Source organism: Bacillus sp. FSL K6-0268 (assembly GCF_038005425.1).
In the GTDB taxonomy this organism is placed as follows: Bacteria; Bacillota; Bacilli; order Bacillales; family Bacillaceae_G; genus Bacillus_A; species Bacillus_A thuringiensis_S.
Genome location: NZ_JBBOTF010000001.1, coordinates 4,246,667 through 4,268,868, shown reverse-complemented (window position 1 = coordinate 4,268,868; position 22,202 = coordinate 4,246,667). Strand labels below are relative to the sequence as shown.

The window sequence follows — 22,202 nt, the reverse complement described above, 5'->3', positions numbered from 1 at the left end:
TATTCCGACAATTATCTGTTTCTTATTTCATTTTACTTTTAAATATATTAAAATAATCATGTATCATACCTTTAATACACCAAGTTAATTATTTTATATATTCACTAAAAAGGATGCATCAAAATCATTTTTATACATCTTTTTTAGTGAATATATACTACTATTTTAAAACAAACATCTCGACTTAAGAAAACTCACAAATTAGCCTTCTACTATTTCAAACATATTTCCACTTACACAACTAATGAATAGTCCATTATTAACTTCCTCAATTGATACAATAAAATCTATTACAACAACATTTTTAGGGAGTTTAATTATATCTTTCACTTCGCCACATTCAGCATCAAGTATGATTAATTCTAAATTTGAAGTAGCAATGTAAATTTCTCCATCTTTATATAACAGAACCTTTGTAACATCATGTAGAGTCGTATTGTTCCAAATCACTTTACCTGTTTGAATATTAATACCGCAAATTCTGCCTTCTCCTAAGGACAATACCATCATCTCTCCAGCAAGAAATGGAGGTAATTCAATTTCAAAAGGCATATTTACTTCATATAATTTTTGACCGCTCTTATGGTCATAACATTGTATTTGTCTACTTACATCTTCATATTCATACTCAGTTCTTGTTAATAGTATTTTTGATTCCATTGATGCAATGTAAGAATACTGTACCTCATCAAAGGCTTTTTCAAAAATTAAGTTACAACCTTCTTTTCCATATTCCCACTTTTGTAATGAATCTATTGCTACACATATAAAATGTTCATTAGTTAAAGTAACTGGTTCATTTGGATTACAATCTTCCATCATTTGTTTCCATAGTGTAGAAGCGTCTAATAATTGAATGGCAATTGCAACGTTACTATATACATCAGCTTCCCCATCTTCATCAAAGGAATTTCCTGCTAACACATAGTAATCTGAGCCAAGATGACACTGCGCCATTTCTCCCCCGACTCGGACATTCTTTTCCCATAATTTCACTCCACTTTCAAGCTCTAATAAAACATTGTAGCCTTCTTGTGTAATAACTAGTAAACGTGGTAACTCTTCTCCCGTAGTTTTTACATCTTGTATAATATGCCCTTCTATTTCTAAATCCCATAGAAGCTCCCCACAACTTGATGAAATAGCGTACAATTTCGCCATACTTTCTCCAAATCGATTCGCATGCCAAATAATTGTGACACCATTCACAGTTATGCAATTACAATCTTCTACTATTGGAATATGGCACTGCCAAATTTCTTCTTTCGTTTCACTATCGAGTTTACGAATTCTGTGGTTATTTCCCTCTACATAAAAGATACTCTTCTTATCATGAGATAGTACCGGAGTAAATATCGGGTCAACCTCTCTCCCTTTTAAATACTTCCATTTTAATTCATACTTGTCACTTGTAGAATGATAAGTTCGATACATAATTTCATCATTTCCATTTACAAGTTTAGGAACAAATGGATCAATTCCTAACATTCTATGGTAAGCATCTTTGATTCGAAAAGAATCAACTCCACTCATGTAAATCTGCCCTATCTCCTTTTTAAGAAACGAAAAGAGTACTCGTAAAAATTGCTCGCTATCAACACTAGCTAACTTCTTGCCTCTCTGATTAATAATGAGAAACTCCCCATCTTTCTTCTTAAATTCCATCTTTTTTTCATATTCATTTAAGAAAATTGTAGCGTCATCATATTTAAAAACCTCGATACAAGCATCAAACAACTGACAAATCGGGTCTATTATGTCCGTCTTTTCTTGAAATACAATACTCTCATCTATACTAAGTACTATTTCTCCGACATTTTCTGTTGGCAGTTTATTTAGTTCGATTTGAAACTTTTTCATTATTTTCTCCCTCTATTGCGCGTTATCTAAACTAACTATAATATATGACATAAGATTCTTAAAACTATTATTTGAGGTGACCGAATATGAAGAGTACAATTTGGGCAGAAGATGACTATTTAAAACTAGCACCCATTAACGACGAACTAATCAAAAAAGCAGAAGAGGTACTGAACGTAAAGCTTCCAGAATCATACATAAACCTTCTAAAAGAACAAAATGGGGGAACTCTTCGTCTTGATACTCACCCTACTTCAAAGCCAAATTCTTGGGCAGACGATCACGTTAATGTATCTGGTTTATATGGTATTTCTTTTGATGAAAATGAATCTAGTATTTTAGAGAGTCGCTATTTAATTCGAGAATGGGAAATGCCTGATAATATCGTACTTTTATCTGGTGATGGACATACATGGATTGCATTAGACTATCGAAATGTAGCTGAAAATCCTCCAGTTATATTTATCGATAATGAGTTTGAGGAAATTATTGAATTAGCACCTAACTTTGAAAGTTTCTTACAAAACTTAACTACGTATGAATATGACGAGGAATAAGTCTCGCTCTAAAAAGGATCAAGATTTCATTACAAATTTACACGCCACTTTAAAACCACTCGGCTTTAAGAAAAAAAGACATACATTTTTCAAAGCTGAAAACGGATTTTATAAGCTCATTAACATACAAAAAAGCCAGTTTGGAGATGAATTCTATATAAATATAGGAGTCCACCCTATCGGTCTCCCGCAGCTTATTACGGACCAATTACAATTAAAAGAAAACATTTCAATATTCGATTGCATTCTACAAACGAGAATAGAGCCTATGCATATCAAACAGAACCAGTTATTGCATAATGTTTCACATGAAACTATCGCTATTCCGAATTACCTTTCTACTATTTTCGACTGGTTTCAAACGTGAGCGTCTTATGAAAATCTAGTGGAAATGAATATACATTCCATTACTCCGGTACTAGCTGTCGTTTCAATATTACGAGAAAAAGCGTTTCTGCTTCTTACTTGTTTTTCTTTCTCCAAATTAAAACAGTACGAACAAGCTAATCGCTATTTACAGCAATATTTACATTGCTCCGTGCATCTGAATACCGAGGAAAAAGAGCTCGTATTCTTTCATGAAATTGATATGTATATAAAAAAACTAGTAGAAAGTGCAATATGATTTCACATTTTGCTTTCTACTAGTGCTTTATATTCCTTTTGTAACTTTTTAAATTGTTCTTCATATTTTTGCATCTTCACAGTATCCGTTTTTGAATTAAGGACTGGCCTTCTTCTCCCAGTCACCATTATATTTTTCCCATCTATTGCATCGTTCATATATACGTAAGGTTTAAAAGACTCGCATACCGTATATGGCAATGCTACAGAAAGTTTTGCATACTCTTCCACCTTAAATTGATTAGATATGCTTAACTCTTTTAAATTTTTCAATTGCATTAACGGTTCTAATGAATCATCTTTAACCTTTAAATTCATCAAAGTAAGCTTTTGCAACTGCTGTAATTCAGCGAGTGGTTTTAAAGTTTGTACTTTCATCGCTGTATTTATCCCACCACCCATATAGAAAGTATTGAGTTGTGTGCACTTACTTAAAGCACTTAAATCTTCTAACTTAGAAAAATCATCAATTAGTAAGGATTTGAGCTTTTTATTATAATCAATATCCCATAACGTCTTCGCTTTTGTATTCCAGCACATATACAACTGTTGTAAATTAGACAATTTCTGAAGGCTACTTAAATCCTCGACCCTCATTTCGTAAACGTATAATATATCGGGACAAACATACGTAAGAATATGATCAAACTGCTTTTGATTTACTGTGAACACCCATAACTTTTTAACTTGCAAAGATGCTAGTCGTTCTATATTTTTTGTTTTCCCCTCAATCGCTACTTCTTCTAAATCACCAGCTATACTTGCTAAGTCTTTCATAATCTTGGGCTGATCACCAATCGGAAACATGTTATCCTCCCCTACAACTCCCAAGTAATATTCATTTCTTCAAATGACTCCTTACTAACTTCCAATCCTTCACTATCTTCCGTTCCAATCATCGCTACTTCTTCTTTAGACAACATAATTTTCTCGTTTGGATTTTTGATTTTTCTCTCATACACGAGTTGTAAAAGCTCTATTTGTTCCTCTGTCAGTTCATACTCTTCTTCCAGTCTTTCCATTGCTGATTCTGTATCAAGTAATGGAATTTCTAATAAGAATCCGCCGTGCTCTTCCATCTCTTCAAATGAATCAATTGAATACGCACCACTATCCTCAATCCAAAATGCAGTTGTAATAAAAGGAACTGTTTCGCCTTCTACTTCTTCTAATACGTATTGAAGTGCTTCTTCTTTCGCAATATCCATTACTTCCGAAGGTGCCCCTTCAAAATAATTTTCCGCATCAATCCACTCATCAATTCTCTCGCTATTCACATCTTGAAGACATACGATCGTGTAATTCGGATGAAACGTAATTGTCCCTTGTCCGCCTTGAGTATTTTGCATACTATAGTTAAATCCATCCCATGAACTTTCATGTGAGAAATCTGGACAATGCGCTACATTAATTGCATGGGCAATCGAATTTAAAACGCAGCCTTTCCATAGTTGTTCTTTATCTATATGTAATTTATATTTACTCATCCGCTTCCCCGCCTACATATTTTTTTATATTATCTGTCGAATTCTCATTCCTTGTAAAGTACTTTTACGGTATGTAACAACATGAAATAACAGTAAACGATTTTTTTAAGGTGAAATTTCAAATGAAATTCCGATGCTTTATTACTTCTATAAATTGTATTGATTATAATCTCATTCAAATAAAAAAAGCGGTCATATCCCTATGACCGCTTTTTTTATTCTATTGTAATGCTCCAATCTCCGTCAGCTTTAACACCAAAGCTATACATTCCTGTGTCTTGGAATACTTGAGAAGCTGAGCCCTCATAACTTCCAATTTTGTTAACAAGCAAGTTTTTATCATTCACTTTAATAATAAAGTTTCTTGAGCCCGTATGTTTAAGTTTAATTATGTGGTTACCACTTGGTACTTCGATAAATACCACATCGTCCCCATGACCGCTAACTGTGCCTGGTGCTTTTTCTGTATTTGGAGAAGCCTTTTGGGTTACCGAGCTACTCCAACCTCCACTTGATTTCACTTCTAAATAGTACTCTCCAGATGAAGGAACCGTTGTTTGGACTGTTCCTTTATAGCTCCCAATAGTATTTACTAATAATTGAGTAGCTGTACCCGAAGAATCTTTTAGATGAACGATGAAGTTTCTTGAACCTTGATTGGTAAACTCAAAGAATGCTAAACCTGAATTCAAATTAATTTTACTTGTAACAGAATCTCCAGATCCTTCTAGTTTTTGTTTACTATTATTGTATGATTCTTCAAGTTTTTTCTTTAACTCTTCCTGCTCTTTTTCTTTAATAATCCTTTGCTCTTCTTTAATTCTAACTTCTTCCTCTTTAATAAAGTTTGCAATAGAATCCTCATTTTCAAAAACTTCAATCTTTGTAACAGCAGTCTTATTTAAAACAACAGCCGCTATTTTACCTTCAGAGGAATTGAAAGTGTATACAGAATATCCTTCGTAATCTTCAAAGGAGCGATTATTAAGACTTGCTTCTTCTTTTTTATTAGAAAAATCTTCTTTAGTCATTCCGACTGTAAACATCGATTTTATTTCTTCGATACCATATTTCTTGTATGTAACCTTTTCTTTCTTTTCTTCTTTCTTTTCTTCTTGTTTTGCATTTGCAACTTTTTCAGCAGGCTTATTGTAAGTTGCATTTAATAAAAAAGAACTATCAAAAATAGAGTATCCTACAAATCCTATGACCATAAGAATAGCAAATTTCTTTTTACCATCTTTCTTTTTAACCAATAGTTGAATGATTTTAGCTAAACCATATAAGCCCATAAAGAAAAATATTACCGCTATTCCACCTAAAAATGAGACATTAAATCCTAATACTACCATTGCTAATACAAATGAAATAATAGCTCTTTTTATCCATATTTTTGCTGGTTTTTTTCTAATTTTACTTACTAATGAAATTACTAATAAAACAAGTGATGCAAAAAATAACAAACTCCCTACGACTTCTAAAAATCCCATAACATGTCTCCTTCTGTCTTGTTCAATACTAAATGTATTATATAGATATATTAATAGTAACTCATTATTCGCAAGGAAGTAAGGTGTTTAGGGGATGATTTAATTTTTAGATTTGTTAAATAAAAACAGGGGGTTACAATTTGTTATTTCATAACTTTAATTCCACATTTCGTTAATCTATTTTTAATTTTTCAAAAAATAGGACTTATTATAAGTCCTACCTCAACTATATAGGACATTTTTGCAAATGAAATTATGCAAAATAAAAAGCTACTACCATTTCTCTCTACACGTCTCAATTAAATGCAGTAAGTACCTCTTCGTCATATCTGCCCTTCTCCACCTTGAGAGCATTCGCTTTTCTTTTGGATTGTGCCGTATTCGCTCTACTTCTTTTAATAAAAGCTCCCATTCTTCCGCTGAACTTTCTAACAAGTATTGCAATCCTCTATCTTTTGAAACGATTGTTTTATAATCTAGTGTATATAAAATACGTCCCATCGTAACGACAGCTGATTCTACCCACTCTTCTACAAAGAATAAATATGGTTGTTTCGCCTTTTCACTCCAGTACTGTTCTACGTTATATTTCATCGTATTTACTACATCATTCCATTGTATTTGCAACGGAAGATCTTCTGCTTCTTTTCCGGTAACTGTAATGCCTTGATTTTTCAACGTCCACCATGTGACCGCATTAATGTCCCAATGACCAACATTAGCTTTACCATCTGCACAATACACATACTCGTTTATTTCATCATTGTATTTCCCTAAATCAACAAGCGGAATATACATACCGTCCATTCTTTTACCTAGCGTATTATCACTAAGTTTCTTATGTAGTTCCACAAGCTGCTGTTTTTCAGCTTCATTCACGGAATCACTTATCACTGTAACAAAATCAACATCGCTCGTTTCCTTATGAAATGCACCTAGTGCGATGGATCCGTAAATATATACCCCGACTATTTTTTCATCTAAAAAAATTTCTTTTAATTCTACTGTGTACCGCTCCATTAACTGTTGTACTTCCGTTGGTAACGCATGCTTCACTCCATTTTTCACATCTATCCCTCCAATAAAAAAAGCCTTTGCAAATTCGCAAAGACTTCTTGTTTTATAAATATTTCTCGATTTCTTCGTAAACATCCTTCAAGCGAGGATTTCCTTCTCCAACAATTTCTCCATTTATAAGAACGACCGGATAAAATAAATCTTCTTCCACTACGCGCTCAGCGAATGCTTTCTTATCTTCATCTTCTTGTTCTTCTTGAAAATCAATATACTCGAAATTAAATTTATTTTCTTGTCCTTCATATTTACGACCAATTGCCGCTTGTAACCATTCAAACGTTTCTGTTGAAGATGGCATTCCGACGCAGCTCGCACAAATTACTTTCGTCCCATACACTTGCACATTAACCATTTCTTCTCCCCCACTTCTTGTTCCAACAGTATATTCAGATGTCTTATTACATAAGCACATCATTTTACAAACTTATTCCATACCCCTATACTGAAAAAACACGATACAATATTTCGACAATAAAACAAGAAGAGAAAAAATAGATTTTCCCCTCTATCTTGATTATAATAAAACTGATGAAAGGAGTCGATAAAAATGGAAAACCCACATATGCAAGAACAAGTATTAGAAGTATTAGATAAATTACGTCCATTCTTACTTCGCGATGGCGGAGACGTTGAATTAGTAGACATTGAAGAAGGTATCGTAAAACTACGCCTTATGGGTGCATGCGGAAGCTGCCCAAGTTCTACAATCACACTAAAAGCTGGTATCGAGCGCGCGTTACTTGAAGAAGTACCAGGCGTTATCGAAGTAGAACAAGTATTTTAATCTAAAAGCGGAAGCGGCTCGTTCAGAATCGCCTTCTAAAAGGAGACCAAATTTGGTCTCCTTTTTTTATTCAAATCACATTTATCCGTTAACATCATAAAACAAAATTGGAAATCCTTCTCAAAAAATGCGATAATTAATACTATATAGTGAATCGTTCACACATATACAGTAAGAAAACATAGGGGGATGACACATGCCAAAAATGGGGAACACTTTTTTAACAATTCAAGAACTAGAAAAGAAAAAAGAGTATTTATTAGGCCTTTCATCCGTTATACCAACATGGAATACAAGCTATCAATTTTTATTTAAAGAAATCCAGCAAGAATTATTGGGTAAAGTAAATGAAAAACTCGAAAAACATCAATTCGTTTTAAATATATGTACAGATCAACAGGTAGGGGCATAATGTATTACATAAAATTGTGGTATAAAAAAGAGACCTCCAGCGGTCTCTTTTTTATACGTTTAAGATAGCCAATCTAATTTTCTAATCCCAAGCTTATCTACTGGTAAACGAAGTGAGCCATAAAAATGCTTCATAAATTGCTCTGAGCGGTTCACATCGTGTAAAATGGCTTCTAAGCGATCTCTATATATGCTTTTTTGTTCTTCGTTTCCAGTTTGGTAATATCGTTCGACCGTTTCAAAATAGTGCAGCGGGAACAAGAGCCTTGCAAATAATAAGCGCCAGCCAAATGAGGATAGCGAATAATTACGTTCATAATCTGTAACAAATTGAATTATTGTTTGCTCCCAGTCTTTCTTTTTTTCTATCATCATATAGCGAATTAATTCTGCCATATCTCGAGTTGGGTGATCATACACCCAATCAAAAGGAAGTTTGAGCCGCTTCGTTTGATGCCATAATAAAGGTGTGAATCGTTCTTGGCAAATTGTTGCTGCATCCGTTAGTTGCGGCGTATCATCCATTTCTGTATCGACAACATATTGAATTGCATTTTCTGCAACTCCTAAGTAATACGGGAAGGATTCAATAAACAATTGATCGAATACATCTGAAGGGTGGTTCATCACTTGTGATTGCCAAAACTTTTCTAATTGATCGAGCCTTTTTTCCCATAACGCTTTCCATTCACCAATACGGCTTAATTGCTCAATTTCTTCTGGAAAGAATGCACCTCGTTTATGGAATATAGAAAGCTCACTTCCTAATGACATAGCATGTCGTTCTAACGTGCGCATACCTTTTAATAAGCAGTAATTTTGTTCTTCTATCTCACTTACATAGTAGCCGTGTATAGTCGGAACGAAAGTCGCTACAGTTATATCCCCTTGCTGGTTCATATAATCACTGAGCTTTTTCATCTCTACAAGTACTTCTTCCTCCATTTCTCCAATTGGAACAAGTACATAAATTTTGTTGCGAATCCAAAAGCTTTTATAGGGGCCAAGGGGGATTAATTCTTTAACATGCATGTGATAATGCTCATAAATATGCTGAATCATCGCAGTCGCCACCTATGGTTTTTCTTTATATATATGAGCTTGTGCTCGCCTTTCATTCCTATGCACATGATAAAGCAACGAAACGTATACAAATACTAAAAAGAAAAAAAGGTGATAAACATGAAAGAATCAAATCAACTACAAGAAAGAGCATTACAACTATTACAAGAACGCGGTGTAACAATTGACGATATTGCTGAACTTGTTCATTTTCTTCAAAAAAAATATCATCCAAATTTAGAGATGTCAGAATGCCGTTATAATGTAGAACGTGTACTATCAAAACGTGAAGTACAAAACGCACTGATTACAGGTATCGAACTCGATGTTCTTGCTGAAAAAGGAATGCTAAGTGAGCCGTTACAAGATATCGTAAAACGTGATGAAGGCTTATACGGAATTGATGAAGTTATCGCACTTTCTATCGTGAATGTATACGGATCTATCGGTTTCACGAACTTTGGATATATCGATAAATTAAAACCTGGTATTTTAGAATACTTAAATGATAAATCAACTGGAAAAGTGCACACGTTCCTTGACGATATCGTTGGCGGAATTGCTGCCGCTGCCTCAAGCCGTTTAGCGCACCGAGCTGATCACTCGGAATAATAATGTTTTCTAGACCGTCAGTTTCATGCTGACGGTCTTTCGTATTCCATAAGCATAAATTCTCTTCCACGACTCAAAAAAATAGACCCTTGCTTAAATCCGATATTTTTATATAACGTAATCGCTCTTGTATTAAATGTTGCTACACTTAATCGAAACATCTTCGAATTAAATTCCTTAGCAGCAAACGCTATTCCAGCTTGAAAAAACATTTCTCCCATTCCCTTCCCTGTTAAATCTGGCTTCATGCCAATTCCGATATCAATCACATCTTCTCCACCATATAAATTAGCATCTCTTCCACCTGGTACTTGTGCATTTTCTCCAAAACAAAAATAGCCGATGAACTCTTCTTGATCGTTACAACAGCCATAATAAGTTCCATCTAATAATTCTCTTATTACTTCTTTCTCGCCTGAAAAACTATATAAATTATATGGTTCCTCGTACGCCCACGTATTTATCTCATTTGCTTCTTCCTCTGTTAACTTATGTATATCCACTTTCTCTTTCCCCCTATTATATTTCTATTAACAATATTCGATATTCATCTTATAATTCATCTTTCTCAATATATTTTTTTAATTTCTCGCTTCATTTTATGGAAGATTTCTCTTATTATGTTACGATTAAACAGAATCATTACAAATAAGGTGGTGACAATTTGAATTACTTTTCTTATCTCTCCTCAGAAGAACGGCAAAATTTTTTCTATAAAGAACCTCTTAGTTTTTCAAAAAATATAGGAAAAGAACAACTAGCTTACGCACTAGGCGCTACACTATATACTCCTGGCACGAAAGAAACGATTGCGGAAGATATAATTAGAAAGAAACATGTGGATGCTACCTCAATTATTCTTTGTCTAGAGGACGCTATCAGCGATGAAGAAGTAAAACTTGCAGAGCAAAACATCGTCGTTCAAATACAGCAAATAGCCAACTTAGTCAGTGCCAACATACTAAATCAAGCAGACATCCCACTTCTTTTTATTAGAGTTCGACAGCCAAGTCAAATGAAGACAATTGTTACTGAATTAGGTAGTGCTGTTCATTGTTTATGTGGTTTTGTCTTTCCAAAATTCACACCGATTAACGGAAAGACTTATATCGATCAGCTTGCATGTATAAACGAGTTATACTCATTATCGCTATATGGCATGCCGATTTTAGAATCACCAGAAATTATGTATAAGGAAACACGGGCAGAATCATTATTACAAATAAAAGATTTACTAGATTCTTATCACGATTACATCTTAAATGTACGTATTGGTGCTACTGATTTTTCAAGTATATTTAGTATTCGGCGCAATAAATACACACCTATCTATCATATTACTGTTGTCCGTGATTGTATTTCAGACATTATTAACGTTTTCTCAAGGGCAACAAATGAATATATTATTTCAGGATGTGTATGGGAATATTTTTCTAATGATCATGAAGAAGGGCTCATTCAAGAGGTATCACTTGACCATGCAAATGGCTTAATCGGAAAGACAGTTATTCACCCATCTCATATTAAAGTTGTACAGGCAATGCACATTGTCACAATGGAAGATTATTTAGATGCGAGGTCAATTTTACAAAATGCAGATACGTATAATGGAGTGCTAAAAAGCAGTTTTTCTAACAAAATGAATGAAGTAAAGCCGCATTATGGCTGGGCTCGCAAAACCATTTTAAAATCTAATATTTATGGGGTGCTACATGAAAACAAACAATTCACCGATCTCCTTATTACAAACGCAAAGCAACACGTATAACGTTTTAAATAATATACAAGTTCATGTAGAAGTACGTGATAATCCATATAACTTAGCGCTAGACAATCTTTTTCAAATGGCTGCTAGAATAAATAAGAAACGTAGTTTTTTATTTGTGAGTACAATCCTTGGAAAGCATCTTCCTATTAAACCTGCAGTCTCTCTATCAAGTGGATTTGCTCTCGCTACAAGATATATGGAAATGCTACATAATACTTCTCATCCATTTCAAAAAGAAATTTTAAATCTCATTTCATTAGAAATTCATGAAATCCCAGAGGAAGTATTTCGTTATCAATATCCTCTGCAAGAAGAAGTTTTGTTCATCGGATTCGCTGAGACAGCGACAGCACTTGGTCATTCTATGTTTCAATGCTTTCAAAATGCAAAGTATGTACATACAACTAGGGAATCGATACCCCACCTAGAATCTGTCATTACATTTGAGGAAGAACATTCTCATGCAACATCGCACCGTTGTTATGTGGATGAAAGCTTTTTTCAAAACAGCAATCCTATTGTTCTCGTAGATGATGAGATGACAACAGGAAAAACAGCATTAAATATTATTAGATCGATTCAAAATAAATTCCCACGAGAAGAATATATTATTGCTTCTTTATTAGACTGGCGTTCTCATACTAATAGAAGACAATTTAAACAATTAGAAGACGAACTTCAAATTAAGATTCATGTTATTTCTTTATTAGAAGGCAGTATTCATACAACTGGCCAACCATTGAATATTGCCAAAACAGATATTCAAATTGAAGAAACAAAACCTGATTTCAAAAAACATACCCTTACCTGCCCAAAATTACCCTATACATCAAATTATATAAAATATACTGGGCGATTTGGCATTTCAGCATATGAACAACAGCACATTCATTCTTTCGCTCAAGAAGCAGGAAAAACTTTAAAAAGAGAAAGAAGTGGAAAACGAACACTCTGCCTCGGAACGGGTGAATTTATGTATATCCCAATGAAAATTGCTGCTGAAATGGGTGATAATATTTTATATCAATCTACAACAAGAAGCCCTATCCATCCTGTTTCAAATGATGTGAACTACGCCATTCATAATCATTTCTCATATCCAAGTCCTGAAGATTCTACTATTACAAATTACTTTTATAATATTTCACCTCATGATTACGATGAAGTATTTGTTTTTATTGAACGTGATTTAGGAGAAGAGGCCCTATCTCCTCTTCTACAGCAGTTACAAACAGTTATTCCTTTTATTCATATCGTCTCATTTTCAAATAGCATAGAAAAGGAAGGTTGATAATTATGGTAAAAGTAAATTCTCACATTAGTAGTTATGATCCAAATGATGCTATTTTTCTATTAAAAGATATTAGTGATTTAATGAAAGAAAGTTCCACAGAAACTAGAGAACAAGCAATTCAAGCTGGCACACATTATTCTGAAATGTTACCAATGGAATATAAACCATCTAAAGCGTATATGGATTTATTCTTTTCTTCTCTGCAACAATACAAACACAAACTAGCCATCGCTGTTGGAGTTGTCGCCGAACAAATTATACAGACTAAAGGAACTAACCTTGTCCTCGTTTCATTAGCTCGTGCTGGTACACCTATTGGCATTCTTATAAAACGCTACATACGCTATCAATACAACCTTGATGTACCTCACTATTGTATTTCTATTGTTCGCGGACGCGGTATTGATGAAAATGCACTCCATTATATTTTGGAACATCACCCTAAAGAAACAATTCAATTCATTGATGGATGGACTGGGAAAGGTGCAATAAAAAAAGAATTAGAATATGCAGTACACACATTTAACGAACGAAATAATACACACATTTCTCATTGTATGGCTGTGCTTGCTGATCCCGGTTACTGTACTTCAATTTACGGTACACGTGAAGATTTTCTTATTCCTAGCGCTTGCTTAAATGCAACCGTCTCTGGACTCATTAGCCGCACTGTACTAAATAATACCTATATTGGTCCAAATGATTTTCATGGTGTTAAATATTATAAAGAGCTAGAACAAGAAGACTTATCAAATTTCTTCGTTGATGAGGTGACAGATTTATTCCCTTCTGTTCATTCTCATATAGATAATCAATTACGTTATATTACTTCAACTTACACTGATCCCTCTTGGCAAGGATTAAAAGATATACAGTCTATCCAAAGTCACTTTGAAATTGACGATATTAACTTAATTAAACCAGGAGTCGGCGAAACAACTCGCGTATTACTCCGGAGAATACCGTGGAAAATTTTAATATGTAAGCAAAACAATCCCGATTTAAAGCATATTTTACTTCTCGCTAAAGAAAAGAATGTCCCTATTGAAATCTATGAGAATATGACTTATTCATGTTGCGGGCTCATTAAGCCTCTTAGGAGGGAAACGTTATGATTTTTGCCAGTGATCTTGATCAAACGCTTATTTATTCCCGGAAATCGTTTCGTGCCCCTATAGAAGATGAATCAATTCAACTCATTGAAACTTTAGATGGGAAAGAAATTTCTTTCATATCACATAAAACCATTTCACTACTAAAAAAATTACAACTGCACTCACATTTCATCCCAGTTACAACAAGAACTATTGAGCAGTTTCAGCGTATTACTTTATTCCAAAACGAAATCATTCCCGAATACGCCATTACAAGTAACGGCGGTAATATCCTTCATAACGGTAAACAAGATGGTACTTGGAACAGGACAGTAAAAGAAAGACTATCGGTTGAATGTATAGAGAGAAACGACATACTAAAGGAGTTTGGACAAATTGCTCATAAAGATTGGGTTATATCACAAAAAACAGCCGATGATCTATTCCATTATTGCATCATTAAACGGGAGAACATTCCTTATGATGAATTATCATCCTTCACTTCCTGGTTAGACAAACAAGGCTGGAATCATTCACTTCAAGGTAGGAAGCTATACTTTGTACCAAAACCAATTAACAAATGGGATGCCGTGCAATATATAAAAGAAATTTTGCAAATAGATACGATTATTACAGCTGGGGATTCTTTACTTGATTTATGCATGCTTGAAAAGGCGAACCATGCCTTCGCACCACTTCATGGTGAGTTAGGAGCAATGCATGATAACTTACAATCCTATATTTTAAAAACAGACGCAATCGGCATATATGCCGCAGAAGAAATCGTAAATAAATCACTTCAAATTATTCACAGTTCATTACCTACCTCATGATTAAAATATGCACAATTGCATACGCACCACAATTAAACAAATGGTACAATTTATTTGAATCGCTGTTGCTACACTTCTTGATTAAAGAAAAGGCGCTAACACGGAAATTAGCGTCTTATCAACCTCAAGCAATTGGCACATTTTGTCATCTTAAAAGACACTCGAAAGAGTGTCTTTTTTTCTATATCCCACAAGGACTTACTCATTTCAAAGTATAAATACATAAAATAATGTAAATCATTACAAGCATGAATCACTTTCTAAAAGTTATAAAGTAGATTCAAAATAAAAAAGCACTCTTAACTAGAGTGCTTTTTACTTTCAAACAAGGAGGCTACATATATGGATAGCACTCTCGTATTTAACTTCGGCATTGGTCTTGTCATTATTTTATTTGTCTTCTTTGTACTTTGTATGAGCGGGGTATAAAAAGGCGATTTTTGAGCGTCTTTTTATACATATGTATTACTTGACTTCCATAAAAGGAGTAACCATAATGGTTACATATATACAAATAACTATTCACATATCCACAAAATAGGAGGAAGAACAATGAAACATGTAATCGTTTATGCACACCCAAATACAGAAAGCTTCAACCATGCAATTTTAGAAACGGTAAAAAGTGAATTAGAAGAAAAAGGTCATGAAGTACGCGTTCGCGATCTATACGAATTAAACTTCAATCCAGTATTAGGCGCTTCCGATTTCATCTCATTTTCTCAAGGAAACACACCAGAAGATATTAAAGAAGAGCAAGAGCATATCTCTTGGGCTGATAGCATTACATTCATTTATCCAGTTTGGTGGGCGGGACTTCCTGCTATTTTAAAAGGATACGTTGACCGTGTATTTAGCCACGGCTTTGCTTATGCTTATGGTGAAAAAGGCATTGAAAAGTTATTAAGCGGTAAAAAAGGATTGTTATTATCTACAATGGGCAATACGAAAGAAGCATACACAGCAGGCGGGATGTTTGACGCAATGAAGAAAACAGTGGATGTTGGTATTTTTGAATTTACAGGCATTGAAACAATTGAGCACACATTCTATACGAGTGTCCCTTCTGTGGATGATGGTGTGCGTAAACAATATCTTGAAGAAGTTAAAGATGTTGTGAATCGTGCGTTTTAATAAAAAAAACAGGTAACCTCTTCGGTTACCTGTTTTTCATTACATCTTCTCAATCCACTCCGTCAAGTTATGCACAACTTGCGTTGGTTGTACTTCATATTCTGTTAACTTCTCCACAGTTGTGACTCCAGTGTGGACAAGAAGCGTATGCATGCCAGCATTTATTCCTGCTAAAATGTCTGTATCATAGTTATCCCCAACCATTAATGCTTCATTTTTTTCTATGCCAAGAACTTTTAAAGCTTGTTCCATAATGATTGATTCTGGTTTTCCGATAAAGATTGGATCCACACCTGTTGATACTGCTACAACTGATGTTAATGAGCCGTTACCTGGTAACAATCCGCGCTCAGTCGGAATGGCAATGTCTCCATTTGTAGAAATAAACGTCGCGCCGTTACGCACAGCAAGACACGCTTTTGCTAATTTTTCATATGTGATGTCACGATCTAAACCAACAACAACGAAATCAGGATTTTCATCCACAAGTTCAAATCCTTTTTCCACAAGTGCATCGTGTAAGCCTTCTTCACCAATCATATATACAGTTGCATCTTGTTTACGTTCATAAATGAAGTTCGCAGTCGCCATACTCGTTGTGAATACTTGCTCCGCTTTCGCTGGAATATCGAAACGAACAAGCTTTTCTGCCACTTGTTCTGGTTTGCGAGTTGAGTTATTCGTAACGAATAAGTATGGAATGCCGCGCTCTCCTAATGCTTTGACGAAGTCGCTTGCTTCTTCAATTTGTTCTTCCCCGCGATACATCGTACCGTCTAAGTCAATTAAGTAACCTTTATACATCGATTATGTCTCTCCTTTTATGCTAACGTTCTCACCTTATCATACCACTCTTATATTACCCGCTTTTCCAAAAGAAAAAAACGCTTTACCTTAAAGCGCCCCATAACGTTCATTTTTTCTCTTTTATTTGGTAAGAACAACTACAATCGCCCTCGCACATGTTTGCTAGCGTTTTCACATCTGCGTTCGTAAATAAACGCTTATACATCTCTTTTTCATCTTTACATACTTGTGGGAATCTCTCTGCAATTTCTTTTAACGGACAGTTTTGTTTTTCAATTACGAAAGATTTCTCTCCATCTCTCTTTATTTGAACCATATAACCATTTTTCTCTTGCATAGCTGCTATCTCTTGCACTTTATATGCTAAATTCTTTTGATTACTTACTCTCTTTTGCAACTGTTCTTCCATACGCTTCGTTCTTTCTTTTAAAACATATTGAAGTATTTTTTCATCGCCCATCCGAGCTAAATCTTCTAGCATATCAATCGCAAATTGCTTATACTCTTTCGGGAATGTATCTTCTCCCTTTTCACTTAATCCATACAAATAAGTTGGTCTTCCGACATGTTGCCTTACCATCTTAGAATAAATGAGTCCATCTTTCTCAAGATTACTTAAATGTCTTCTGATTGCCATTTCTGTAATCTCTAAAACGTCAGCTAGTTCCGCTACTGTGTGCTCTCCCTTTACTTTCAACAATTGTACAATCTCGTCTTTCGTAGTACGTGCTTCCCCCATACTTCACCCTTCTCCCTTTTCTTTCTCACATACAATATAAGATCCCCAAAAGGCATTCTCTGGGGATCTTATAAGCATAATTATTCTGGTACAAATGCAGATACAGGTCCTAATTCCTTTTCTAAATAACTGCGAATATTTGCTGGGTATTTTTCTACCACTGCAATATGTTTTTGAATCGTCTTATATAATTCATCATGATTCATTTGAATATAATCTTGCGTAAGCATTTTTCGAAGAAGGATAATTTCTTTCATCCCTTGTCCATCTTCTTCACTTATCACTCGCTCATCCATTAAAATATCAATAATATCTTCATAGCTTCCTGGATCGCGCATAATAAATCCATCAATCATCGCATTTCCTACATCTAATACAGTATCAATAATAAGATGGGCTATGCGCTCTAATGCGTAAAATTCAAACTCGGTTTCATATATCTTTTTCTCTTGAAATGTACTTGTTGCTCGTTCTAAACATACTAGCATTTGTTCTATTTTCTTTCTGTCTACAAAATACATGAATGTCACCTACCTGGAAATTAAAGCATTTACATTTTAATTGTAACGCTTTCTTCTGAAAAAATCGACAATTTTTCGAATTCACCTTTTCTCCGTTATTTGTTATAGTTATATTTGTATGATTTTTGAAATTGGAGGAATGAAATCTTGGAACGTGAACTCGCACTAGAAATTGTCCGTGTAACAGAAGCAGCAGCATTAGCATCCGCACAGTGGATGGGCCGCGGAAAGAAGAACGAAGCAGATGATGCAGCAACTACAGCAATGCGTGATATGTTTGATTCAGTAAACATGGCAGGTACAGTTGTAATCGGTGAAGGAGAACTTGATGAAGCACCGATGTTGTATATTGGTGAAGAACTAGGAACAGGTAACGGTCCAGAAGTAGACATCGCCGTTGACCCATTAGAAGGTACAAACATCGTTGCAAAAGGTCTTGCAAATGCAATGGCAGTTATTGCAATCGCAGACAAAGGGAACCTTCTTCATGCTCCTGATATGTACATGGAAAAAATCGCGGTTGGTCCAAAAGCAGCTGGTAAAATTAGCTTAGATGATCCAATTGAAAAAACAATTGAAATTGTAGCAGAAGCTAACAATAAAAAGATTCGTGATCTAACAGTTATCGTTCAAGAACGTGAGCGTCATCAAGATATTATTGACCGTGTTCGTGCAAAAGGTGCACGCGTAAAATTATTTGGTGACGGTGATGTTGGTGCGTCAATCGCAACAGCACTACCTGGAACGGGTATCGACTTATTCGTAGGTATTGGCGGAGCTCCAGAAGGTGTTATTTCTGCAGCAGCATTAAAGTGCCTTGAAGGTGAAATGCAAGCTCGCTTAGTTCCAATGAACGAAGAAGAAGAAGCTCGTTGTCGTGAAATGGGATTAGAAGATCCTCGTCAACTTCTTATGTTAGACGATTTAGTATCTGGTGATGATGCAATCTTCTCAGCAACTGGTGTATCTGCTGGTGAGTTATTAGACGGCGTGAAATTCCTAGGCGGAGATTTAGCTGAAACATACTCTATCGTAATGCGTTACAAAACAAGAACAGTACGATTCATTAAAACGCATCACCATTTAGATCATAAGCCACACTTAAACTTAGATATTTAATAAAAGGAGCCATGTGTATGGAAGAACGTTTCTTTCTGTACGACGACACTGTCGCTACAAAAACTCGTTTCGTTAGCTTTATGGGAGAAAATGAGCGTCATGATTTAGCGCTTTTATATTCCGATCGTCATTACGGTAAAACAATTGTACTTGATATGCAAAGTAATAAATTTGCAATTATCGGTGCTGACGATTTAAACGAACCAGGCTACTTAGAGCACGCATTTTCTATGACTGAAGAAATTGCAGAAGAGTTACGCTCATTTTTATTTGAACTTATATAATTTATCTCAAACACCAGTTTTTAGCTGGTGTTTTTCTATTATAAATATTTTTAATATTCAATTTGATGTATTATAATTAAAAATAGATAGAAGGAACGCCAAAGTATAAGTAGTTTCTTCTGTCTTTTTCCTGTTGTAGTTTTCCGGAAATAAGTAATTGATAGAAGAACATTTCAACATGTTGCTAAAAACTTATCGAATAACCGATGCCGGAAATCCAAAAATAAGGGGATGAAACATATGTCACAGACCCTGACAGTGAAAGTGAAATTGATTCCAACAAAAGTACAAATTCGTTTATTGGAACAAAGTAGCCATGAATATATCAAAGTTATAAATACACTTGTATCAGAAATGGTTGAAGCAAAGAAAAGTACAAAGAAAAGCACAAAAGATATTAAAGCGAATATCCCAAGCGCGGTGAAGAATCAAGCGATTAAAGATGCGAAAAGTTTGTTTGCTACAAAAGTAAAGAAGAGCAATTATAAAACTATTCCGATTCTAAAGAAGCCTATTTGCGTATGGAACAATCAAAATTATTCCTTCGATTACAATCATATTTCTATCCCGTTAATGATAAATGGAAAGTCAACTCGTTTAAAGGTACGCGCTTTATTAGTCGATAAAAACAATCGCAATTTAAATTTGTTAAAACATAAGTTAGGCACACTTCGTATCACAAAGAAATCGAATAAGTGGATGGCCCAAATATCTGTCACACTTCCTACGAATGAAGGAGTAGGAACGAAAATTTTAGGGATAGACCTAGGCCTCAAGGTCCCTGCGGTAGCAATCACAGATGATGATAAGGTTCGTTTCTTTGGGAATGGTAGACAAAACAAATATAAGAAGCGTCAGTTTCGTAGTGTTCGTAAGAAGTTAGGAAAAGACAAAAAATTGAATGCCATTCAGCAATTAGATAATAAAGAGCAAAGATGGATGCAGGACAAAGATCATAAAATAAGTCGTAAAATTATTAATTTTGCGGTTGATAATCATATTTCTGTCATTCGATTAGAAAAACTAACGAATATAAGACAGACGGCAAGAACAAGCCGTAAAAACGAAAAAAACCTACACACTTGGTCATTCTATCGTTTATCACGATTTATTGCGTATAAAGCAATGCTAGCTGGTATTCAAGTTGAATATGTGAATCCATCTTATACAAGTCAAAGTTGTCCGCAATGTGCCGAAAAGAACAAGGCGCGAGATAGAAAATACAAGTGTCGATGTGGATTTAAGACACATCGTGATATCGTTGGGGCGATGAACATTCGCTACGCAACTGTGATTGATGGTAACAGTCAATCAGCCTAAGCACCTATATGGTCTGGTTTAGGAGGGGCAATGAGATGCCCTCATCTTGAAGACTGTTCAAAACAGAAATGGACTGCGAACGTTTAGTCATTCAAGAATCCCATCCTTCATTCCGCAAAGATTCAGGCTTGCGACTTTAATCCTGGGAGTCTCAAAAAGGAACGTAATGCATCTGTAGTATGATCATGTTTCCCGGCAACAAATGAAACCAAATACAATACTTTCTGAAGGCGATCGTATCTCGATTTGTTTATAAATGAGAATATGCAAAAAATCCTCTTACAATCGTAAGAGGATTTTTTTATTTCTTCACTTTTCGTAATACAAAATGTGCACAACCGAAGTTACAGTACTCGTATAAATACTCCGTTAACGTACTAATTTTCGTATCATATGTCGCACGTTGGTTACTATCATCAAAGAATCCGCGCAATCTAAGTTGCTCATATCCCCAGTCCCCAACGATATAATCATATTTATTTAAAATTTCTGCATAGCGCTCTTTAAATGCTTCTTCACTAAAACCGTCACGAAAGTTTTTAATTACTTCGTACTGAACATTATTAATGCTCACCGTAGCATGAATCTCTTGCTCTTGCTTTTGCTCCATCATTAACTTCCTCTCTAAGCATTCTTCTTTTTATCGTATCACAAAGCATACCAACCAACAATTTCAAATACAAAAAATTGAAAATTAGTGCATGCTATGGAGAAGGAGGTGATACATCGTGAAAAAACAAATTATGCTCTCTCTCCTCACTCTTTCCTTATTTGCAGGCTGCCAGCCAGCAAATAAAGCCGAAATGGAACGTGAAGAAGGAAGCCGTGTTCTTGTTTCCAATAAAAATGACATGTATCATACGGAAAATACAAATACAAGACTCACAAGAGTCGGTTATTCTTCTAAACAAAAGCATGAAGTATCTAACAAACAAGTAGGGGCCATTAATCGCGAGAAAGTCGCTGAAATGATTACAAGCATGACCGTCAAACTTCCTGACGTTACAAACGCTGCTACACTCGTTACCGATGATGAAGTGTTCGTTGTATACCGTGCAAACACAACGGATCCGAAACTTGTAGCGGATCAAGTATATAGAGCTGCCTTGTCCATCGTCCCTCGCTATTATAAAGCATATGTATCAACAGACCAAAAGTTGATTTCCCAAATTCAAGGCCTTCAATCTGGCGCATTAAATGATACAGAATATACGCAAAGCCTCGATATGTTAAAACGTGAAATGAGTAAAAATCCTCATTTGAACAATACGGGGGATCAAACTTTAAATGATATGATTAAAAAGTAAAACAGGTGGAGAAAATCT

At 34.9% G+C, this 22,202-nt stretch carries 25 protein-coding genes and 1 pseudogene; 14 read left to right on the top strand and 12 right to left on the bottom strand.

Annotated features, from left to right (window positions below; translation table 11 throughout):
• Positions 1–201 precede the first annotated feature (201 nt).
• Positions 202–1,860 carry an outer membrane protein assembly factor BamB family protein gene (locus MHI28_RS22110; protein ID WP_000714473.1) on the bottom strand — a complete coding sequence of 553 codons (1,659 nt, stop codon included), beginning with the start codon at positions 1,858–1,860 and terminating at the stop codon, positions 202–204.
• 86 nt (positions 1,861–1,946) lie between these two features.
• On the opposite strand from MHI28_RS22110, the gene MHI28_RS22105 reads away from it, so the two are divergent.
• Complete coding sequence (locus MHI28_RS22105) at positions 1,947–2,417, top strand: SMI1/KNR4 family protein (protein WP_000843111.1); 471 nt, start codon at positions 1,947–1,949, stop codon at positions 2,415–2,417.
• Positions 2,404–3,042, top strand: a pseudogene (locus MHI28_RS22100) (DUF4304 domain-containing protein). Before MHI28_RS22105 ends, MHI28_RS22100 begins: the two are co-directional and overlap by 14 nt.
• Positions 3,043–3,044: 2 nt before the next feature.
• Here the strand turns inward: MHI28_RS22100 and MHI28_RS22095 are convergent.
• The 5 genes from MHI28_RS22095 to MHI28_RS22075 all read right to left on the bottom strand — a co-directional run bounded on the left by MHI28_RS22095 (position 3,045) and on the right by MHI28_RS22075 (position 7,447).
• Entirely contained in the window at positions 3,045–3,848 is an 804-nt protein-coding gene (locus MHI28_RS22095) for a hypothetical protein (RefSeq protein ID WP_000483947.1), read from the bottom strand.
• Positions 3,849–3,859: 11 nt separating this feature from the next.
• Positions 3,860–4,528, bottom strand: coding sequence for a hypothetical protein (locus tag MHI28_RS22090; RefSeq protein WP_000049691.1), 669 nt, complete (start codon positions 4,526–4,528; stop codon positions 3,860–3,862).
• A 215-nt stretch (positions 4,529–4,743) separates the two neighbouring features.
• On the bottom strand, positions 4,744–6,018 hold the full coding sequence (locus tag MHI28_RS22085; protein WP_000506013.1) for a tripartite tricarboxylate transporter TctB family protein: 1,275 nt from the start codon (positions 6,016–6,018) through the stop codon (positions 4,744–4,746).
• Between the two features lie 273 nt (positions 6,019–6,291).
• Positions 6,292–7,086, bottom strand: a complete 795-nt coding sequence (locus tag MHI28_RS22080; protein WP_002162985.1) for a nucleotidyltransferase domain-containing protein — start codon at positions 7,084–7,086, stop codon at positions 6,292–6,294.
• Between the two features lie 52 nt (positions 7,087–7,138).
• On the bottom strand, positions 7,139–7,447 hold the full coding sequence (locus tag MHI28_RS22075) for a YuzD family protein (RefSeq protein ID WP_000248589.1): 309 nt from the start codon (positions 7,445–7,447) through the stop codon (positions 7,139–7,141).
• Between the two features lie 195 nt (positions 7,448–7,642).
• Between MHI28_RS22075 and MHI28_RS22070 the strand changes: the two genes are divergently transcribed.
• Positions 7,643–7,879 (top strand): NifU family protein, encoded by a 237-nt coding sequence (locus MHI28_RS22070; RefSeq protein WP_000431159.1) that lies wholly within the window; start codon positions 7,643–7,645, stop codon positions 7,877–7,879.
• A 196-nt stretch (positions 7,880–8,075) separates the two neighbouring features.
• Positions 8,076–8,291 (top strand): hypothetical protein, encoded by a 216-nt coding sequence (locus MHI28_RS22065; RefSeq protein ID WP_001125497.1) that lies wholly within the window; start codon positions 8,076–8,078, stop codon positions 8,289–8,291.
• Between the two features lie 59 nt (positions 8,292–8,350).
• Here the strand turns inward: MHI28_RS22065 and yutH are convergent, their stop codons facing one another.
• Positions 8,351–9,352 carry a spore coat putative kinase YutH gene (gene yutH / locus MHI28_RS22060; RefSeq protein ID WP_000614219.1) on the bottom strand — a complete coding sequence of 334 codons (1,002 nt, stop codon included), beginning with the start codon at positions 9,350–9,352 and terminating at the stop codon, positions 8,351–8,353.
• Positions 9,353–9,472: 120 nt separating this feature from the next.
• Between yutH and MHI28_RS22055 the strand changes: the two genes are divergently transcribed.
• Positions 9,473–9,964 carry a phosphatidylglycerophosphatase A family protein gene (locus MHI28_RS22055; RefSeq protein WP_000665102.1) on the top strand — a complete coding sequence of 164 codons (492 nt, stop codon included), beginning with the start codon at positions 9,473–9,475 and terminating at the stop codon, positions 9,962–9,964.
• Positions 9,965–9,987: 23 nt separating this feature from the next.
• On the opposite strand, the gene MHI28_RS22050 is transcribed toward MHI28_RS22055, so the two are convergent.
• Positions 9,988–10,467 carry a GNAT family N-acetyltransferase gene (locus tag MHI28_RS22050; RefSeq protein WP_000351143.1) on the bottom strand — a complete coding sequence of 160 codons (480 nt, stop codon included), beginning with the start codon at positions 10,465–10,467 and terminating at the stop codon, positions 9,988–9,990.
• A gap of 161 nt (positions 10,468–10,628) precedes the next feature.
• Between MHI28_RS22050 and MHI28_RS22045 the strand changes: the two genes are divergently transcribed.
• From MHI28_RS22045 to MHI28_RS22025, 5 genes are all read left to right on the top strand, one after another.
• Positions 10,629–11,732 (top strand): HpcH/HpaI aldolase/citrate lyase family protein, encoded by a 1,104-nt coding sequence (locus MHI28_RS22045; protein WP_001106085.1) that lies wholly within the window; start codon positions 10,629–10,631, stop codon positions 11,730–11,732.
• Complete coding sequence (locus tag MHI28_RS22040) at positions 11,677–13,023, top strand: phosphoribosyltransferase family protein (RefSeq protein ID WP_000856296.1); 1,347 nt, start codon at positions 11,677–11,679, stop codon at positions 13,021–13,023. The genes MHI28_RS22045 and MHI28_RS22040 overlap by 56 nt, the downstream gene beginning before the upstream one ends.
• Positions 13,024–13,028: 5 nt before the next feature.
• Positions 13,029–14,141: a cysteine protease StiP family protein gene (locus tag MHI28_RS22035; RefSeq protein WP_000241496.1), complete on the top strand. Its 1,113-nt coding sequence runs from the start codon at positions 13,029–13,031 to the stop codon at positions 14,139–14,141.
• On the top strand, positions 14,138–14,953 hold the full coding sequence (locus MHI28_RS22030; RefSeq protein WP_000575387.1) for an HAD family hydrolase: 816 nt from the start codon (positions 14,138–14,140) through the stop codon (positions 14,951–14,953). Before MHI28_RS22035 ends, MHI28_RS22030 begins: the two co-directional genes overlap by 4 nt.
• A gap of 552 nt (positions 14,954–15,505) precedes the next feature.
• Positions 15,506–16,087 carry an NAD(P)H-dependent oxidoreductase gene (locus tag MHI28_RS22025; RefSeq protein WP_000683427.1) on the top strand — a complete coding sequence of 194 codons (582 nt, stop codon included), beginning with the start codon at positions 15,506–15,508 and terminating at the stop codon, positions 16,085–16,087.
• Positions 16,088–16,126: 39 nt separating this feature from the next.
• Here the strand turns inward: MHI28_RS22025 and MHI28_RS22020 are convergent, their stop codons facing one another.
• The 3 genes from MHI28_RS22020 to MHI28_RS22010 form a co-directional block, all read right to left on the bottom strand.
• Positions 16,127–16,891, bottom strand: a complete 765-nt coding sequence (locus MHI28_RS22020) for a TIGR01457 family HAD-type hydrolase (protein WP_000276467.1) — start codon at positions 16,889–16,891, stop codon at positions 16,127–16,129.
• Positions 16,892–17,000: 109 nt separating this feature from the next.
• Entirely contained in the window at positions 17,001–17,633 is a 633-nt protein-coding gene (locus tag MHI28_RS22015) for a helix-turn-helix transcriptional regulator (RefSeq protein WP_000503340.1), read from the bottom strand.
• Positions 17,634–17,713: 80 nt separating this feature from the next.
• Positions 17,714–18,154: a DUF86 domain-containing protein gene (locus tag MHI28_RS22010; protein ID WP_000274010.1), complete on the bottom strand. Its 441-nt coding sequence runs from the start codon at positions 18,152–18,154 to the stop codon at positions 17,714–17,716.
• A 147-nt stretch (positions 18,155–18,301) separates the two neighbouring features.
• On the opposite strand from MHI28_RS22010, the gene glpX reads away from it, so the two are divergent.
• The 3 genes from glpX to MHI28_RS21995 all read left to right on the top strand — a co-directional run bounded on the left by glpX (position 18,302) and on the right by MHI28_RS21995 (position 20,877).
• The gene (gene glpX, locus MHI28_RS22005; protein ID WP_000439090.1) at positions 18,302–19,273 is read left to right on the top strand and encodes a class II fructose-bisphosphatase; all 972 of its coding nucleotides are present in this window, start codon (positions 18,302–18,304) and stop codon (positions 19,271–19,273) included.
• Between the two features lie 17 nt (positions 19,274–19,290).
• Positions 19,291–19,557 (top strand): DUF3055 domain-containing protein, encoded by a 267-nt coding sequence (locus tag MHI28_RS22000; RefSeq protein ID WP_000392611.1) that lies wholly within the window; start codon positions 19,291–19,293, stop codon positions 19,555–19,557.
• 240 nt (positions 19,558–19,797) lie between these two features.
• Positions 19,798–20,877, top strand: a complete 1,080-nt coding sequence (locus MHI28_RS21995) for an RNA-guided endonuclease InsQ/TnpB family protein (protein WP_000084193.1) — start codon at positions 19,798–19,800, stop codon at positions 20,875–20,877.
• Between the two features lie 301 nt (positions 20,878–21,178).
• On the opposite strand, the gene MHI28_RS21990 is transcribed toward MHI28_RS21995, so the two are convergent.
• On the bottom strand, positions 21,179–21,490 hold the full coding sequence (locus tag MHI28_RS21990; RefSeq protein WP_000970508.1) for a YutD family protein: 312 nt from the start codon (positions 21,488–21,490) through the stop codon (positions 21,179–21,181).
• Between the two features lie 115 nt (positions 21,491–21,605).
• On the opposite strand from MHI28_RS21990, the gene MHI28_RS21985 reads away from it, so the two are divergent.
• On the top strand, positions 21,606–22,184 hold the full coding sequence (locus MHI28_RS21985; protein WP_000744207.1) for a YhcN/YlaJ family sporulation lipoprotein: 579 nt from the start codon (positions 21,606–21,608) through the stop codon (positions 22,182–22,184).
• The last annotated feature ends 18 nt before the right edge of the window (positions 22,185–22,202 follow it).